At 58.5% G+C, this 17,769-nt stretch carries 15 protein-coding genes and 1 tRNA gene; 8 read left to right on the top strand and 8 right to left on the bottom strand.

The window, feature by feature from the left end:
* Positions 1 to 14: 14 nt before the first annotated feature.
* Complete coding sequence (locus BM131_RS14820) at positions 15 to 1,301, top strand: mechanosensitive ion channel family protein (RefSeq protein ID WP_090190730.1); 1,287 nt, start codon at positions 15 to 17, stop codon at positions 1,299 to 1,301.
* A 65-nt stretch (positions 1,302 to 1,366) separates the two neighbouring features.
* A tRNA-Gln gene (locus BM131_RS14815) sits at positions 1,367 to 1,441 on the top strand.
* A gap of 129 nt (positions 1,442 to 1,570) precedes the next feature.
* Here BM131_RS14815 and BM131_RS14810 read toward each other — a convergent pair.
* The 4 genes from BM131_RS14810 to BM131_RS14795 all read right to left on the bottom strand — a co-directional run bounded on the left by BM131_RS14810 (position 1,571) and on the right by BM131_RS14795 (position 7,500).
* Positions 1,571 to 1,777: an HNH endonuclease gene (locus BM131_RS14810; RefSeq protein ID WP_090190728.1), complete on the bottom strand. Its 207-nt coding sequence runs from the start codon at positions 1,775 to 1,777 to the stop codon at positions 1,571 to 1,573.
* A gap of 604 nt (positions 1,778 to 2,381) precedes the next feature.
* On the bottom strand, positions 2,382 to 4,499 hold the full coding sequence (locus BM131_RS14805; RefSeq protein WP_175499363.1) for a bifunctional diguanylate cyclase/phosphodiesterase: 2,118 nt from the start codon (positions 4,497 to 4,499) through the stop codon (positions 2,382 to 2,384).
* 911 nt (positions 4,500 to 5,410) lie between these two features.
* Positions 5,411 to 6,685, bottom strand: coding sequence for a glutamate-5-semialdehyde dehydrogenase (locus BM131_RS14800; protein WP_090190725.1), 1,275 nt, complete (start codon positions 6,683 to 6,685; stop codon positions 5,411 to 5,413).
* Positions 6,686 to 6,720: 35 nt separating this feature from the next.
* Positions 6,721 to 7,500, bottom strand: coding sequence for a pyrroline-5-carboxylate reductase family protein (locus BM131_RS14795; RefSeq protein WP_090190777.1), 780 nt, complete (start codon positions 7,498 to 7,500; stop codon positions 6,721 to 6,723).
* 274 nt (positions 7,501 to 7,774) lie between these two features.
* On the opposite strand from BM131_RS14795, the gene proB reads away from it, so the two are divergent.
* The 5 genes from proB (at position 7,775) to BM131_RS14770 (ending at position 12,942) form a co-directional block, all read left to right on the top strand.
* On the top strand, positions 7,775 to 8,935 hold the full coding sequence (proB, locus tag BM131_RS14790) for a glutamate 5-kinase (RefSeq protein ID WP_090190724.1): 1,161 nt from the start codon (positions 7,775 to 7,777) through the stop codon (positions 8,933 to 8,935).
* 224 nt (positions 8,936 to 9,159) lie between these two features.
* Positions 9,160 to 10,068, top strand: a complete 909-nt coding sequence (gene osmF, locus BM131_RS14785) for a glycine betaine ABC transporter substrate-binding protein OsmF (protein WP_090190775.1) — start codon at positions 9,160 to 9,162, stop codon at positions 10,066 to 10,068.
* Between the two features lie 56 nt (positions 10,069 to 10,124).
* Positions 10,125 to 11,264 (top strand): ABC transporter permease, encoded by a 1,140-nt coding sequence (locus BM131_RS14780; RefSeq protein WP_245754263.1) that lies wholly within the window; start codon positions 10,125 to 10,127, stop codon positions 11,262 to 11,264.
* Complete coding sequence (locus BM131_RS14775; protein WP_090190723.1) at positions 11,261 to 12,196, top strand: ABC transporter ATP-binding protein; 936 nt, start codon at positions 11,261 to 11,263, stop codon at positions 12,194 to 12,196. Before BM131_RS14780 ends, BM131_RS14775 begins: the two co-directional genes overlap by 4 nt.
* Entirely contained in the window at positions 12,193 to 12,942 is a 750-nt protein-coding gene (locus BM131_RS14770; RefSeq protein WP_090190721.1) for an ABC transporter permease, read from the top strand. Before BM131_RS14775 ends, BM131_RS14770 begins: the two co-directional genes overlap by 4 nt.
* Before the next feature lie 47 nt (positions 12,943 to 12,989).
* On the opposite strand, the gene BM131_RS14765 is transcribed toward BM131_RS14770, so the two are convergent.
* From BM131_RS14765 to BM131_RS14750, 4 genes are all read right to left on the bottom strand, one after another.
* Positions 12,990 to 13,538, bottom strand: a complete 549-nt coding sequence (locus BM131_RS14765; RefSeq protein WP_090190772.1) for a YaeQ family protein — start codon at positions 13,536 to 13,538, stop codon at positions 12,990 to 12,992.
* Between the two features lie 169 nt (positions 13,539 to 13,707).
* Positions 13,708 to 14,838, bottom strand: a complete 1,131-nt coding sequence (locus tag BM131_RS14760) for a C4-dicarboxylate TRAP transporter substrate-binding protein (protein ID WP_245754264.1) — start codon at positions 14,836 to 14,838, stop codon at positions 13,708 to 13,710.
* Positions 14,839 to 14,882: 44 nt separating this feature from the next.
* The gene (locus tag BM131_RS14755) at positions 14,883 to 16,193 is read right to left on the bottom strand and encodes a TRAP transporter large permease (RefSeq protein ID WP_090190717.1); all 1,311 of its coding nucleotides are present in this window, start codon (positions 16,191 to 16,193) and stop codon (positions 14,883 to 14,885) included.
* Entirely contained in the window at positions 16,190 to 16,702 is a 513-nt protein-coding gene (locus BM131_RS14750) for a TRAP transporter small permease subunit (protein WP_090190715.1), read from the bottom strand. Before BM131_RS14750 ends, BM131_RS14755 begins: the two co-directional genes overlap by 4 nt.
* Before the next feature lie 147 nt (positions 16,703 to 16,849).
* Here BM131_RS14750 and BM131_RS14745 point away from each other — a divergent pair, with 147 nt between their 5' ends.
* Positions 16,850 to 17,728, top strand: a complete 879-nt coding sequence (locus tag BM131_RS14745) for a LysR family transcriptional regulator (protein WP_090190713.1) — start codon at positions 16,850 to 16,852, stop codon at positions 17,726 to 17,728.
* The last annotated feature ends 41 nt before the right edge of the window (positions 17,729 to 17,769 follow it).

Genomic DNA, 17,769 nt, shown 5'->3' with positions numbered 1-17,769 from the left:
CTTAGGGGCTGCCCATGCGATACCTGCTGCTGATTGCCGTTCTGTCCTGTCTGGCCGCCCCCGTGGCAGCGCAGGACCCCACCACCACGATCGACACTGTCGCCACGACGCAGCAAGACGGCGCGATTGCGGCCCGCTTGCAGGATATCCTAGGCGTGCTGGGCGGCTACGATGCCGTCAGCGTCGCGGTACAAGAGGGTGTCGTGACCTTCGACGGCACGGTGACAAACGCCAGCGATGCCGCGCGCCTTGATGATCTGGCGAACCGCGTGGCGGGCGTCGTCGCGACCCGCAACAATGTCGCCGAAACCTCTGACGTGGGCGCACGGCTGAACCCCGTGCTGGACCGCTTTCAGACCCGGATTGCGCAGACCATCGCGTTCCTGCCGCTGCTCGCCGTGGCCACCGTCGTCTTTGCCCTGATCGTCTGGGGCGGGTTCTGGATCGCCCGGCGCCCCCAGCCGTGGAACAGGCTGGCCCCCAATCCCTTTATCGCCGAGATTTTTCGCCAAATCGTGCGCCTTGGCTTTGTTGTGCTCGCGCTGGTCATCGCGCTGGATATCCTGAGCGCGACCGCTCTGCTGGGCACGATCCTTGGTGCCGCTGGTATCGTCGGCCTCGCGCTTGGTTTTGCGGTCAAGGACACGGTCGAAAACTTCATCGCCTCGATCATGCTGTCGATCCGCCAGCCGTTTCAGCCTAATGATTTGATCGAGATTAACGGCGACCAAGGCAAGGTCATCCGCCTGACCAGCCGTGCCACAATCCTTTTGTCAAACGATGGTAATCACATCCACATTCCCAACGCGACGGTCTTTTCTAACCGCCTGATCAACTACACCCGCAACGCGGAACGGCGGTTTCAATTCCGAATTGACGTGTCCCGCGATAGCGACCTGTCCGCCGCCCGCGCCCTAATCGAAGCGACAATCCAAGACCTGCCCTTCGTGCTGAACGCCCCCGCGGCGCAGGTCTGGATCACCGCGCTAGAGGCAGGCGGGATCGCCATGCAGGCCACCGGCTGGATCGACCAACGCAGCGCATCACTGACGCTGGCGCAGGGCGAAGCCATCCGCAAGGTAAAGCGCGCACTCGAGGCGGCGGGAATCACCATTCCCGACAACACACAAGCCATCGCCATCACCAAATCCGCCCCCCACTGCGGACACCCCGCACCCGAGAATGACACCGAAACCGTCGTCGATTCGAGCCATGAAACCGCCCTAGAAGCCATGATTGCAACCGAAAGGCATAGCGACGACAGCCCCGATCTTCTTCGGGATGGCGGTCAGTCAGAATAGTGCGAAAAAAGTGCGATCTGGGGCTTGAAGCCCCCCGAAGCTTATCGTATCCACCGCCTTGCTGATGGGGTGTAGCCAAGCGGTAAGGCAACGCTTTTTGGTAGCGTGTACCGTAGGTTCGAATCCTACCACCCCAGCCAGCTCCTCCCTCCACTTGATTACTTAGGCCCACGGGCCGACAGAGTGCACAAAGTGCCCCGGATAATGCCTCTGGTCCTGCGGGTGTCGTGGGTGCCTTCTGAGGTCGCCCGGACGGCCTGCGCCACACGCTACAGGTGGCGGTAATCAGTCCCGTTGGCCCAGTGATCATAGTCGTCGCGCTTGTTGTCTGCCCGGGTCCCCTCAATCAGATGCTCGGGGTTCACACAGCGCCGATTATGGCACCGATGCCGCACGACCTGATCCTCGGTCAGCACCGATCCGGTCAGCACACAGTACACGAAGCGGTAAGCCGCGACCTGCCGTCCGTTGAACATGATCTTACGGGGCGCGCTCCGTATCCGTGACCATGCAGCCGTTCTCGTCGGTAGGCGTGACCTCAAGAAGGTTGGCAGCCCTCGCAAGGGCCACCTCCGTGTGGTTCGTCAGCAGGTCAAGTGGAGCCTAACAAAGTGTAGGTTTTTTCGGTATTCGAGTTTGCGGTTGCTGCCTAAATCAGGGGTTTGCGCATGCCAATGATTACTGGGGTTGGCTGGCAGACTAAGCAATGAAACGGAAGATGCCGCGGTGACAAACTCCTTGATGGCTTCGGCTGCTGGGGGTTCATGCTGCCCCATTTTTATTTTTGCCGGGCGGTTCCCGCAACGACATTAATCAGGCGTTGGAGAGCGGGCCTCGGATGTTGGTGAGGCCGTTGCATGACTGCGTCGTCTGGGCTTCACGGGCTGGGTGGGGGCGCTTTTGGGTCGTGCGAGAGACAGCCAGAGCCTCTACCATCACAGCCGTCATACTGTTCCACATTCACCGTTGCGACTGAATTGGGCTAGACCGGGACCGGGGCCGTGCTGAGGGGGAATATCCATGGCGCCGCTGTTGCAGGGCACACTGTGCGGTTCTCTTAGTTGCGCTTGCGGCTAACCGTTAAGCAACCTTATGCGAGTAGTTTTTCAAGTACTTTTGAGCAAGCACCTCAATAGGAATCGGTTTATCGAACAAATATCCTTGAAATAAATCGCACCCGAATGATTTCACCAGCTTCGCCTGTGCTTCGGTCTCGATTCCTTCGCAAACGACGCTTTGCCCCATACTTTGCCCCACAATGATCATGCTCTTTATAAGTTGAAGGCATTTGGGCTCGGAAGCCCCTTCCAAAAGGAAACTACGGTCTATTTTCAAGGTGTCGAATGGCATATGCCGCAGATACCCGATCGATGAAAATCCGGTACCGAAGTCATCCAGCGAAGTCTTGAAACCCATATCGTGCATCAGCTTCAGTCGAACTGCGGCAAGCTGTCGGTTCTCGACGATAATGCCTTCGGTTAATTCAAATTCGATCCGGGACGGGGCTATATCGTATTTTGCAACAATGCGGTTCATATCTAATAGATATGCATCATCCTGCAGCTGGATAGGAGAAACGTTTACGCTCACATGCAGATCTGGATATTCAACAATACGGCTACATATTTTTTCGAACAAGATTTGCCCTAATTCTCCTATTAAGCCCGACCGTTCAGCAATCGTGATGAATATCTCTGGTGAAACATGACCAATGGTTTTTGAATGCCACCTGGCAAGAGCCTCTGCTTTGACGAACTGACCGGTCCGCGCACTCACCATAGGCTGGAACAGGATGTCCAACTCGTCAGGCATCTCAATCGAAGCGCGAAGCGCGCGCTCGATCAGGAAATCCTCTTTCGCTGTCTGATCTATCCCGTCATCATAGAACTGCGCTGATTGATCGCTGGATCGTTTGGCGTGATACATCGCGACATCAGCGCGACGCAGCATTTCTGACGGCTCTTGGACAATGTTGTCGTTGATGGCAACGCCAATGGCTGCCGATAGATTAAAACTGTTTTGATTGATGATAAGCGGCTGCTCCAACAGCGCCTCTATTTGCAACAGAACCGCAGAGGCTTCTGCTTTAGCGTCGGCGCAGTTCGTAATGACGACCGAGAATTCATCCCCACCCATTCGCGCCACAAGAGTGTTGTTTTTAGACAGCTCGGACAGTCGTGCCGATACGCCTATGACAACCGCGTCGCCGACTTCGTGGCCGAAGGTATCATTGATTTTTTTGAAATTATTCAGGTCAAGGTAGATCAGCGCAACAGAATTACGGAGCGCGGTAGATTGATTCTTGAGCCCTTCGTTGAAGGCCATTCGGTTGGCGATGCCTGTTAAAGAGTCCGTTCGCGCAGCCCTATTGGCAGATTCTTCCCTAGCTAAAAGCATTGTAGCGTTGCGATGGGCAACGATCGCGATGGCCGAAGACACGGCCACAAAGACCAAGCTGACCAGCAGGAGCCAAGGCAGCATCCACCGCACAAGTTCCGAGCCCGGCTGGGCGCTTATCCAGTTCACATAGGCAACCACGGCACCATCGGGCCCAAGGACCGCAAAATAAGACCTGTCAGCGATCGGCGCGGCGCTCAGGGTGACTTGCGTCAGTAGCAGGTCTCTTCCCATCTTGGTCAGCGCGTCCTGATCAATAACCCGCGTCATGATCGCGACGGACGCATCTGTGGTGGTCAACGTGCGCAGGCGTATCGGGTCAGTCGGCATGACATATGACGCCGCGTGAAGCTTAAACCCACCCTCATCAAATGTATAAAACTGAAAAGAAGTCTGCGGCATAATGGGACGCCCTGCCATCATGGTCCGAACTGTGCGTGCCAGCCCCGCAGTATAGCTATCGTCATAAACCGGGACATCAGCGGATCCTTGTGTCCAGGAGGTCGATCGGTGGTTGAACGCATTCAGGATATGCAATTCAGTGAAAACATCCCCGCCTTCGGCCCCCGAGGCGTAATTTTCATAGAAGGAGTCCATATCGCCGTCACGAATATTATCGTAAGCGACATCCCAATTATTGTAATCGTCGGATAACGCGCTCAGCATTTCGCGCTGGCTATTCAAATAGCGTGACACCAGTTGCGTGCTGTCATCCACGACGCGGCGGTCCAGTTCTGACGAAAACATCACGACACCAGAACCGACGACCGCCAGAAATATGATCACGGACAGTAACGACATCAATGTCATCTTACGCGGTGTGTACATAGACATTTTCACCTGGCTATACATTCAATATTTTGCGTACTTTGGACATCTTAAATAACGATGAAGATGCCACTCTAGACGTCCCTGACGAGCCACGACTAAATGCTGTTGATCATGTATTGGTCGGGCCACTTGCGCCTAACGGTGCGGCCCATATCGCGCGATGTAGGCGTTCTGATCTGGCGAAGACGTGTGCGCTTGAGAGGGCTGCCTGCTCAGGGACTTTGTGAGAACTGAGATGGCGTTAACAAGCAAACCGTTGCTCGCCTACGGGCTGCTCTGGAACCCTCTGGGCTTAGGCGTTTCAGCGGAACCAAACGAACCTCTGCAAAGGTTGGGGATCTTGCCAAAATCTACCTTAGGAAGCGGGCCGTGGCGTTGCGTCCTGGGGGCTACAAATCAGGCCTGCATTCCATCGGGCTGTTCGTTAGCAAGTACGCCAACGTTCCAGTGTCCCATCTAGGCCGTGACGAGGGACGGGCATTCCCTGAAACCACCCCCCCGGCTGTCAAAGGTAATCAGGAAGTCGGTGGCTTCCGCTGCCGCGAGAAAGAGTGAAGCTAACCCGCATCTTCCAGCTAGACGGGATCCGAACACGCCAGCCAGCTCCTCCTATATCTTAGTGAAGCATGAATGATCTGATCACTGCATGGCAAACACCGCCGCAGGCAACGATCGCTTTGCTGGTATGTATCCGCGGGTTCAGACATCCGCGAAACCGTTGCTTAGTCTGCGCTGGAAAGATCAGCCAGCTTTCGACCGAAAGCTGCGTTGGAACGCGCATATGGGGCGGCTCGGCATCGCGGCCGGGCCACCCTAACTTAAATCGACGTCAGCCCGTGACCGCTCGCGCCGCCTGTCTATTGCTCCAGCGGTTGCGAGAGTTATGGCCGCTGCTGCCCGTCACCGAAGACGAAATACTTGAAGCTGGTCAGTTGTTCGGCCCCCACCGGGCCGCGCGCGTGCATTTTACCAGTCGCGATGCCAATTTCTGCGCCCATGCCAAACTCACCTCCGTCGGCGAACTGCGTTGACGCATTGTGCATCACGACGGCTGAATCAATCGCCGTCATGAACCGCTTCGCGGCGTCATGGTTTTCCGTCACAATCGCATCAGTGTGGCCAGACGAGTGGGCCTGAACGAACGCAATCGCCTCAGCCAAGTCGTCGACAACCTTCACAGAAATAATGTTGCTCAGATATTCGGTGTCCCAATCGGCGTCCGTTGCAGGGATTATGCCGGGCAGGATCTTTTGCGCCGCATCGTCGCCACGCAATTCGCAGTCGCCAAGTGCATCGCGCAGCAGCGGCAAGACCTGATCTGCGATCTGGCGGTCGATGACGACACATTCGGTCGCACCGCAAATCCCAGTGCGCCGCATCTTGGCGTTTTGCACAATGCCCACGGCTTTCGCGATATCGGCGTCTTGGTGGATATAGCTGTGATTATTGCCATCCAGATGCAGCAACGTCGGCACGCGCGCCTCTTTCTGCACCAGGGACACGAGCCCGCGCCCACCGCGCGGGATCACCAGATCGACTGTATCCGTGCTGTGCAGCAAAAGCTTTACCGCCTCGCGGTCGCGGGTATCCACCAGTTGCACGGCATCCTCGGGCAGGCCCGCAGCCAAAAGGCCCTGCGCCAGACAGGCCACAATAACCCGCGAGGAATGAAGGCTTTCTGAACCGCCCCGCAAAATCACCGCATTGCCTGATTTCACGCAAAGCGCGCCTGCGTCCGACCCGACATTCGGGCGCGATTCATAGATCATCGCGATCACGCCAATGGGCACGCTGACGCGGTCAATCTTTAGGCCATTGGGCCGGTCAAACGTCGCAAGGGTGCGGCCCAGCGGGTCGGACTGCGCCGCAATAGCATCGACGGCATCCGCCATCGCCGCCACGCGGTCTTGGGTCAGGGTTAGGCGATCAATGAATGCCGCATCCTTGCCGCTGATGCTGTCCAGATCGGCCGCATTCGCGGTCAGAATGTCATCCGTGCGCGCACGCAGCGCCTTCGCCGCCTCGCGTAGCGCCAAATTGCGCTGGTCTGCCGTGGCCAAAGCAAGCTCTTGCGCTGCGGCTTTCGCGCGCTGGCCAAGGTCTGCAACAACGGCGGCCACGTCCATACCGGCTGTATCGGTGCTTAGGTCATTCATATGTCTCTCCTTTCGCAGCGCCAAAAGCGCCGCGCTTATTTCAATTCTGTGGCCCGGCGATATGCGGCCTGCACGGTGTCACGAAACAGCGCGTCCAATTGTCCGTCGCGCATCAGCGCGTTCAATCCGGCCTCTGTCGTGCCGTTCTTGCTGGTCACGGAATTGCGCAATTCTTCAAGCGAAGCGTCTGACTGGCGCGCGGCCTCGACCGTGCCCGTGATCGTATCGAACACCAGCGCACGCGCCGTGTCGTGGTCAAACCCCAGCTCTTCAGCGGCGGCCACATAGGTGCGCATCACCTCGAATACATAACCCGGGCCGCTGCCGCTGATGGCGGTCAGGCGGTCAATCTCGTCCTCGCTTTTTAGCGGAACGCAGCGCCCTGTCTCGGCGATGAACGCGGTGACATCGGTGATCTGCTGCGGTGTGCAGGCATCGTTCGCGTAGAGCCCCGACACGCCCATCCCGACCATCGCCGCAAGATTTGGCATCACGCGAATGATCGCAGCTTGGCCGACGATATCCGTCAGTGCGCCAACGCTGAAACCCGCCGCGATCGACACAAAGCAGCCACCGGGTTTCAGGGCGTGGGCATAACCCGGCAGCAAATCGGCGATCATCTGCGGCTTGATTGCGATCACGATGACATCGAATGCGGCGGACGGTAGATCTGTCGTTTTTGTGACATGGGTCACGCCGTCCGGCAGGTCTGTTGCCCCCGGATCAGCGACCGTAAATTGGTTTGCGTCCTGCTTGATCCACTGGCGCAACATCGCGCCGCCCATCTTGCCGCAGCCTATCAAAAGTATGTTCATCGCTTTTGTCCTTTCTGTTCTCGGTGACCCTTGCATCTGGCGCAGCGCGCCTGCACTGAGCCCGGCACCGGATTGCGCCCCTTTGATCACGTCGCCCGGCGGCCAAAAGGCGCCGGAATGAATGCTGCAATGCAGCGACATGGTTGCACTTATGCAGTGGGTGCATGTTATAGGACCCCTAACAATGATTAGGGGCTGGCTACAAGGGTGCGTCCAGATACGCAAACGGCCAAGGTTTTTCCCTATTAATTCAAATATATATCGGAGACTTACTATGTCGAAGAAACAAAAGATCGTCGTAAAAATCGGGTCCAGCCTGCTTGCAAACAGTGACAACCTGACCTTGCGCTATGCATTTATGAATGGGCTGATGAGCGATCTAGCCCACCTTCAACGCGAAGGTCACGACATTGTTTTGACCTCGTCCGGCTCTGTCGCGCTGGGTCTGAATATGATCGGAAAGCGGCCCGAGGATGCCGGCATTTTGGACAAACAGGCCGCTGCCGCCTGCGGCCAACCCCTGCTGATGAACGCCTACCGCCAGGTCGCGTCAGAGTTCGATTTGGACGTGGCGCAGATGCTGGTCACGGTCGAAGATATGGAAGAACGTCGCCGCTTTTTGAACATCAAGAACACGATGTTCAGATTGTTCGAAAACGACATTTTGCCGATCATCAACGAGAACGATTCCGTCGCAACCCGCGACCTGCGCGTAGGTGACAACGACCGTCTTTCGGCCAAAGTCGCCCAGATGATCGAGGCGGATCTTTTGATCATCCTGACCAGCGTCGAGGGTCTGTATGACCGCGACCCGTCCGACCCGGATGCGACATTCATCTCTGAAATCGAAGACGTCAGCGAGCATCTGGAATCCACAACAGGCATCAGCGCCTTGGGCAGCGGCGGCATGTTGACCAAGATGCAGGCCGCGAACATGGCCCAGAACGCAGGTGTCGAAACGATTATCGCCGAAGGCATCATTGAACGCCCCGTGTCATCAGTGCTGAACAAAGAACGGCGCTTTACCCGCTGCTTGGTCACAGGCGAAACCGCGTCTCCGTTGAAAGTCTGGCTCAGCAACCGGCTGCAGGTATCCGGAACGCTGGTCGTGTCCAATGCATTGGCCGCCGATCTGGCGAAAAAGGATCGCGGCATTAGCCGGGCCGATGTGATTTCGCTGCAGGGCGACTTCCTAAAAGGCGACGTGCTGCACGTCTATAGCGAAGACGGCGAAGAGGTCGCCCGCGGCCTGACCAACTTCTCGTCCGAGGAAACGCTGCTGATGGCGCGCAATCTGGATAGACCGGTCGAAGACGTCATTGGATATAAGACCCAAAGCAACATCATCGGTGCGGAAAACATATTGGTTCTTATGGATAACCACCTTCCGCTTGATGCGCCTGCGCAGGACCAGAAGGTCGTCATTCCCGTCTAAATGATCGGGCGAAAAATTAAATCACGGCCATAAGGCAGCGCAACTTGATGCGCTGCCTATGCGGGGCGATAGCGGATCGCTCGATTGCTTTTCTTTCGCCGTGGCACAGCCCGCCTGGGTATTCCCAAGATTTTCACTTGGCAAAAGGTCCCCCCACGCTAGATTTTAGCGTCGAATGGCTGCATTGTGTGATGCAGACACAGGTAATCAGGGACACCGTGAACATGGCTTCTAAACTCATTCTTGCCTCGTTGGGGCTGACTGCCGCACTGACATCAGCCGCGCAGGCCGACGTCGTGGTGTCCTCTAAGATCGATACCGAAGGCGGCTTGCTGGGAAATATGATCGCCCTCGCGCTGGAAGACGCGGGTCTGCCGGTTGAACGGCGTCTGCAACTAGGCGGGACACAGGTCGTGCGCGAAGCGCTGCTGGCAGGCCAAATCGACCTTTATCCCGAATATACCGGCAACGCGGCATACTTCTTTAACGAAGCTGACAGCGAAATCTGGAAAGATGCCGCAGCTGGCTATGCCCGCGCGGCAGAGCTTGATTTGGATGCCAACGGTCTGGTCTGGCTGCAATCCGCGCCAGCGAACAACACATGGGCCATCGCAGTGACTGGTCCTGTCGCCGAGGAAAACAGCCTTGTGACCATGTCCGACTTCGGCGCTTGGGTTGCAGGCGGCGGTGACATCAAGCTGGCCGCCTCGACAGAGTTTGTGTCCTCTCCTGCTGTGTTGCCTGCGATGCAGGACACCTATGGCTTTACCCTTTCGCCGGATCAGACGGTCGTGCTGTCGGGCGGCGATACGGCGGCCACCATTCAGGCGGCAGCGCGCGGCACATCGGGCGTGAACGCAGCGATGGCTTATGGCACCGATGGCGGTGTTGGCGCGACGGGTCTGGTCGTGATGGCCGACGATAAGGGCGTGCAGCCGGTTTATGAACCAGCGCCCGTGATCCGCGGCGAAGTGCTGGCCGAATATCCCAGCATCCCAGAGGTTCTGAATCCGATCTTTGCGGGCCTAGACATGGCAACCCTGCAAAAGCTGAACGGCCGCATCCAAGTCGGAGGAGAACCAGCAGAGGCCGTCGCGCGGGATTACCTGACGCAAATCGGAGTCCTGCAGTAATCTCTGCCCAGCGGTCATACGGCTTGGCAGGCCCGGTGCTTTCAGCGCCGGGCCTGTTGTTTTTCATCCTCGGGTGCGCGGCCCTGACCGCACCCTATATGACGCTTGCCGCGAACCGCATCGTGGCGGGCGATGGATTTCGCGCATGGCAACTTGCGGCCCCCGGCCCGTCGGTGCTTGCACTGGGCGTGCTGGCGGCAGGATTGGCGATGGGTGTGCTGGGCGCATGGCCCACCCTGCGCGTCATCGGTGCCGCGCTTGGTTTGGGGGCGCTGATCTGGCTGCTGACCCTTGGCAGTACGACCTTGCTGGACGGCGCCGGGGAATATGCACGCGTCTCTCCTGCTGCGGGGTTCTGGTGCTTGGTGGTGGTATTGGCGCTGCTGCTGGCCGACGGGCTGACCAACCTATCGCCGGGGCCATGGGCGCGGCTAGGCATTTTGGGCGTCATACTCGGCCTTCTCGCTGCGCTTTTAACATCAGGGCTGCTGTCTCAGTTGTCGATCATGCAGGAATTTTCCAGCCGGAAACCTGCGTTCTTTGACGCCTTGTCGCGGCATCTGTGGCTTTCGCTTGGATCGCTGCTGTTGGCTGCCATCATCGGTTTGCCACTGGGGATCGCCTGCTATCGCAAGCCGCGCCTGCAGGACACGCTGTTGCCGGCCCTTAGCTTTTTGCAGACGATCCCGTCGCTGGCGATGTTCGGCATCATGATCCCGCTTCTGGGCTGGGTCGGTGACACCATCCCTGGCGCGCAGGCGATCGGCATCGCCGGTATCGGCTTTGCCCCCGCCTTTATCGCGCTGGTCCTGTATTCCCTTTTGCCCGTTGTCGCCAATACCGCTGCCGGGCTCGGCAGCACGCCCCCCGCCGCGCAAGAGGCCGCGCGCGGGATGGGCATGACGTTTATCCAACGCTTAGCCAAGGTCGAATTGCCGCTGGGCCTACCAATCATCCTTGCCGGATTGCGCATCGTTCTGGTGCAGAACATCGGGCTTGCTGTGATTGCCGGGCTGATCGGCGGCGGCGGCTTTGGCGCATTTGTTTTTCAGGGGCTGAACCAAACTGCGATCGATCTGATCCTGCTGGGCGCGCTGCCGACGGTGGCCCTTGCCCTTGTCGCGGGCGTCTTGATGGACATCCTTGTCGCCCTGACCCAGCCGCACACTCGCCACGTTTCAGAAAGCGCGCCATGATCGAAATTGACCAGATATCGAAGGTGTATGACGGCAAGGCCGCTGTCGATGCGGTGTCGATGACGGTGGAAACCGGCACGATCACCGTCATCGTCGGCACCTCTGGCTCTGGCAAAACGACACTTCTGCGCATGATCAACCGGCTAGAGGAGCCCACCTCTGGCGAGGTGCGGATCAACGGCGTGGTGACGACATCCATGCCCGGCCATATTCTGCGGCGGCGGATCGGCTATGCCATTCAAGGGCACGGGCTGTTTCCGCATCACACCGTGGGGCGCAACATCGGGGCCGTGCCGCAGCTTTTGGGCTGGTCCAAAGAGAAAACCCGCGCCCGCGTGGACGAACTGCTGGACCTGTTTTCAATGGACCCGGCGCAATTCCGCGACCGCTATCCGGCAGAGCTATCGGGCGGGCAGCAGCAGCGCGTCGGGGTCGCCCGCGCCTTGGCATCGCGGCCCGATCTGTTGTTGATGGACGAACCCTTTGGTGCGCTTGACCCCATCATTCGCGCGCGGGCGCAAACCGATCTGCGGCGCATCCAGCGCACCCTTGGCTCGACCATCATGCTGGTCACGCACGACATGGAAGAAGCGATTCATCTGGGCGACCGCGTCGCAGTCATGGATGGCGGGCAACTGGTGCAACACGGCACCCCGGCCGAGATTATCCAGAACCCCGCGACTGCCTTTGTTGCCGATATGGTCGGCGGTGTTGATCGCCCCCTGCGGCTGCTATCGCTGATCGCGGTCGCGGATATCGTTGAAGACGGCCCCGCCACCGGCACCCCCATCGCGGCAGAGGCAAGCCTGCGCGACGCCCTCTCTGCCTGCCTATGGAGCGGACGAGACGCCCTGCCCGTCACGCGCGGCGACGCGATCATTGGGCGCGTCACCCTGCCCGCGATCCGTGCGCAAGCGCAGGCCACGGCATGAGCGGCGGAGGCCTGCGCCGCATCGCGCTGACAGCGTTGCTGATCGCCCTTGTTGTGCGGCCGAGCTGGTTCGCTTGGGCCTTTGCACCCTTTGCCCCCACGGGCGGTCCGGTGATTTATGAGCGCGCCTCGCTGCTGTCCCTCTCTCTCAACCACCTTGGGCTGGTTGTGCTGGCCTCTACCGCGGCGACAGCCGTGGCGGTAACGCTGGCGATCTTGGTGACGCGGCCCGCCGGGGCGGCATTCCTGCCGCTGTCGCGCACGATCACGAATATTGGGCAGACCTTTCCCCCGGTCGCCGTTCTGGCGCTTGCGGTGCCTGCGCTTGGCTTTGGGTCTGGCCCAACACTGGTTGCTTTGTTTCTGTATGGCCTGCTGCCGATTTTCGAAAACGCGATTACTGGCCTGACCACCCTGCCCCCCGCCACGATGGAGGCCGCGCGCGGCATCGGCCTGAACGGCTGGCAGCGGCTAAACCGGGTAGAGCTTCCGCTTGCCCTGCCCGTCATCCTGACCGGCATCCGCCTGTCCGTCGTGATCGCCCTTGGCACCGCAACCATCGGGTCCACTGTCGCGGCCAAAACGCTGGGAGAGGTAATTATCGCCGGCCTGCTGACCAACAACACCGCCTATGTCCTGCAAGGCGGCCTGATTGTCGGACTGTTCGCCGTGCTGATCTATGACGCCATGATCCGGCTGGAAACCTATCTGACGCAGCGCGTGACAGGCGGGGCTGCCGGGCGGTAATCCACCCGTCAAGCCCGCGCATATGTCAGCGGTTTAGATAATTCGTATTACTGGTCAGCAGATTTCCATTTGACCGGGTTAACGTAGACGATGCGGTCATCGACGCTGACCATAACTTCACCGTCTTGAATATTGACCTGCAATTTCATCGACCGATCCGCCAGATTTGCCAATTCGCTCGTCTCGTTTTCGGACAAATTGACAACCTGAAGGTTGTTAAATCGCGTGGTGCTATTCTTAATCTTGTCCCACCAGACCTCTGCAGTGCGCCCGCCATAGCAATAGATAACGACCGCATCCGCCTTGCCGCAGGACTGACGCACGACCTTCTCGCTCGGCAGGCCTAGCGCCACCCATAGCTCTAGCTCGCCGCTTAGGCTTTTCTGCCAAATGTCCGGCTCGTCATCCGTCGACAGGCCTTTTGTCATTTCTAATTGTTCGTGGGCATTCAGGGCGAAGGCAAGAATGCGCACCATCAGCCGTTCGTCCGTTTCGGACGGATGCTTGGCTACGGTCAATTTATGGGTTTCGTAATAGTGTCGATCCATATCCGATACGGACAGTTCAACTTTATAGATGGTGGCTTTTTGCGCCATGATGTTCCCCAAAATAGCCAAGTTGGGGATGCCTAGTGCGTCCAGACCGTTTGTGAAAGCGGATAAAAGGGGCGCGGTGCCCCATCGCGGTGCCAGCGATCTGAGCCGCAAAAAGGTTGGGGCGACCCAATGGCCGCCCCTTTTGCGTCACCTCAAAGGCGATGAACGATCAATTCACGCCGTAAGTTGTTTCGTCGATCTTGTCATAGATTTCGCTGCGGGCCAGCGCTGCAAGGGCGTCAACGTCGGTTGTATCCACATCCGCCAGCAGTCCATCCCATTTATCGATGATCGCTTTGAACGCGGTCAAGATCGCCTCTGGGTCTGCCACGCCACGCTCTTTGGCGGTCGAAATCAAGGTGGCTTCGTCAGCGACCACGAATTCCGCCAGTGCATTTGTCAGCGTCTCGTCGGGGTCAACGACCGTCATGCCGCCGTCCTTGGCGGACTGGACGGCCTCTTCGACGTCCTTGTCGAACGCGATGCGGTGCTCGCCCAGATAATAGGCCATTTCGTTGAACAACACGCGGCGGTTTTCAGGTGTGATGGATTGCCAGAACGGCACGTTATAGCCCCATTCAAACCCGGCATAGTAATTGCCGATGGCAAGGGTATTCATGTCGGTGACGACGTCTTTCAGGCTAAAGCTGTCCAGCGCATCGGCCGCAGCCACGGCGCAATCAAGCGACCCTGCATCAAGGCCGGTATACATCTCGCTTGACGGAATAGAGACAGGCACCGCCCCGGCGAATTCAGCGAAACGCGACCAAGCGCCGCCAGCCATCCGCAAACGCTTGCCTTGCATATCTTCCAACGTGCGGATCGGGGTATTGCACTGCATGAAATATTCAGAAGTCGAATAACCGCCGCCATAGACAACGCCGTTCGCTTTCCATTCCGCCTGCTGTTCAGCATTGGTCAGGCCGAATTCAGTCGAAGCAAAAGCCATGACCAGCGGGTCTGTATTATAGAACGCCATGTTGCCAATCAGGTTATCAATTGGCAATTCAGACGGCGTATAGGTGCCCGCGTGATAGGTGACCTGCGCGACGCCGTCACGCACGCCTTGCAGCGACGATGCGGGCGGCAGCAGCGAGCCGGCTGAAAAGACTGTAAAATCAATCTCTCCGTTGGTTTCCTCTGCGACCTTTTTCGCAAACTCAACGTAGGGGCCGCGCACCATCGAATGGCGTTCGGCAAAGAAATGGTTCGCGTTATAGCTCTCGGCCGATGCGGCGGTGGTCATGGTCGTTGTCATGGCCGCAAGTGCGACGACCGTGGATTTCAGAATGGACGTCATGTTCACAGGTTTCCTCCCTTTGGAACGTGCAGTGGTTGTGTGGTTCAGTTCGCCATCAAGGATGGCAGGAACAGGCTAAGCGCGGGGAATGCGATCAGCAGGATCAGGGTCAGCATGTCCATCGCGATGAACCATGTTGTCCCGGAAATGATGTCGCCCAGCTTGACCTTGCCCGACAGGGCAGAGTGCAGGACGTAAAGGTTCAGACCAACGGGCGGCGTCACAAGGCCAATTTCAAGCAGTTTGATCGTGATGATGCCGAACCAGATCAGGTTGATGTCAGCGCCTTCCAAAACCGGCAGCAGGACTGGCAGTGTCAGCAGCATCAGGCCAATGGAATCGATCACCATGCCAAGGATTACGAACAGTCCGGCGACCATCAGAATGATAACAATCTTGTTGTCAGACACCGACAGCATCGCGTCCGTCAGCGCGCGCGGCACGCCCGACAGCCCCATAAAGCGGGTGAACATGATGGCACCGATGGACAGAAAAAAGATCGACGACGTCGCCACGACGGTTTGCCGGATGGCGTCGCGCATCGCCTCCCATGTCAGGCTGCGGCGCAAAAGTGCGATGATAATGGCCAGCGTCGCGCCGACCCCGCCCGCCTCGGTCGGGGTGAAAAAGCCGCCAAAGATGCCGCCAAGCACGCCCATGATCAGCACCGGGAACGGCCAGACCGACCACAGCAGGCGCAGGAACTTGGACGCGTCGAAGGCATCCGTGCTACGCGGGGCAAGATCCGGGTTCAAGGTGCAGCGCACCGTGATCATCCCCATGTAAATCAGGGCCGAAATGATGCCCGGGATGACGCCAGCAATGAACAACTGGCCGATCGATTGCTCTGTGAAAATACCGTAAAGCACCATCAGGATCGACGGCGGGATCAATGATCCCAGCGTCCCAGAGGCGGCAACCACGCCCGTCGCAAGCGATGGGTGATACTTTGCCCGCAGCATTTCCGGCACAGCGATCCGCGACATGGCGGCGGTCGTGGCGATGCTGGATCCAGAGGCCGCGGCGAACAGCCCGCAGGCCCCGACGCTGGCCGATGCAAGCCCGCCGGGCACACGGGCCAGCAGCAACTTTAACAGATCAAACGCGCCCGTGGTCAGGCCCGTATTCGCCGCAATAAACCCCATCAGCAAAAACATCGGGATCGCCGTCAGGGACCAGTCCCCGATAAAGCTGAAGGGCAGCGCGCTGACGATCCCAAAGGCCGCCGTTGTGTTCAGCATGACCGAAATGCCAATGAACGACACGATCATCAGGGCGATGCCGATGGACATGCGCAGGGCAAGCAGACCGAAAAGGCTCGCGACCCCGATCCAACCGATGGTCAACATGCTCATGCTGCGGAATCCAAATCATGAAGTTTCGTGACAGGGCGGCCGCGCAATAGCATGACCGCCCGCAAGACGGCCGCGACAGCCGCCAGACCAAAGCCCAGCGGCAACATGCAGCGGGCGGGCCAGACGATGATTTCGCGGCTGCCCATGACAACCTCGCCCACCTTGAATGCGCGCACGGCGTCTAGCCCGGTGCGCCAGGTCATGACCGACAACATCACCGCCGTGGCGACGAATGTGATCATCAGACATGTCCGCTTGAGCCAGCTAGGGAAATGGTTAAACAACAGATCCACACTGATCTGCTCATCATCATATTCCACCATGGCCATCGGCAGCATGACGATCGCAACCATATAATAATATGACGAAATCTCGACCGTGCCTTGGATTGGGGCGTTCCAAAACACCTTTAGAATGACATCGAGTGTGATGTTCAGCATCATCAGAATGATACCCAAGCCGCCGACAAGCATCAGCCCATGGGTCAGTTTGCGAAATGCACGGTCCATAGATCCTCCCTGCGCATTTGACCCTCCTGATCTCCTGCGCCTTACCACAGCATTCCGCACGGACCCGCCCACTTCAAATCGCAAAGCTTGATCGGGTGATCGCACTTCGTTATCGGTCCGGTATTCAGAATATAATCGGAGAACGCGATGGGTCCGACCCGCATAGGCATCCGTCACCTGCGCTATACGATTGCCGTCGCCGATGCTGGCGGGTTTCGCTCCGCCGCCGAGGCGCTGAATATCGCACAACCAGCCGTCAGCAAGACCATCCAGGACACGGAAAAGGATCTAGGCTTTGCCATCTTCCTGCGTTCTGCCGGCGTGTTTGAAATCACCGATGCCGGGCGGGTTTTTCTGGATGATGCCCGCCTGACGCTGGCCACTTTTGAACGCACCATCCGCGCATCCCGCCAGAACGAGCTTGGGGCGCGTGGACATATTATCGTGGGATATTCGGCGCTTGCGACTTCTGCCCAGATCTCTGCCGGGCTGGACCGCTTTCACAAACGCTATCCGGGCTGCCAGGTCGAAATGCACGTGATGTCGACCGACGCCATGATGCGGAACCTTAAAACCGGAAAGATCGACATCGGCTTTTTGCTGTCCCACGACAGCGTGCAAGACCCAGAGGTCGCGCAGCAGCCGGTCTGGTCAACACAGATCGGGGTCGTCGTGCCCCGCGATGTCCACGCCGTGACGCTGGATACCCTGCGCGGCAGCGATTTCGTCATGGGTGTGCGCGAAAACTGGCGGTCCTTTCGCGCCCTTCTTGACGCTGCGTTCCTTGCGCCCGGCCTGACCCCGCACGTCGTGGACGAGGCGTGGGATGTGCAGGTTATCTTTCAGCGGGTCGCCGACGGGCGCGGTTTGACCTTCTATCCGATCAGTGCCGCAGACAGCCTGCCCGCCGCTTTGACCATCTTGCCGGTCCCCGATTGGACCCCGCAACTGACCATCTCAATGGCATGGAGCCGCGTCGTCGATACCAAGCTGCTGCAAGCCTTCCGCGACAGCTTTCCTAAATAGCGGTCGCGGGTGATCCAATTCTACGATCACCCGATCACACA

Origin of the sequence: Loktanella salsilacus, from assembly GCF_900114485.1 — a bacterium.
Classification (GTDB): Bacteria; Pseudomonadota; Alphaproteobacteria; order Rhodobacterales; family Rhodobacteraceae; genus Loktanella; species Loktanella salsilacus.
Note: the sequence above shows the minus strand (reverse complement) of the source record. Positions and strands in the feature narration are given on the sequence as shown.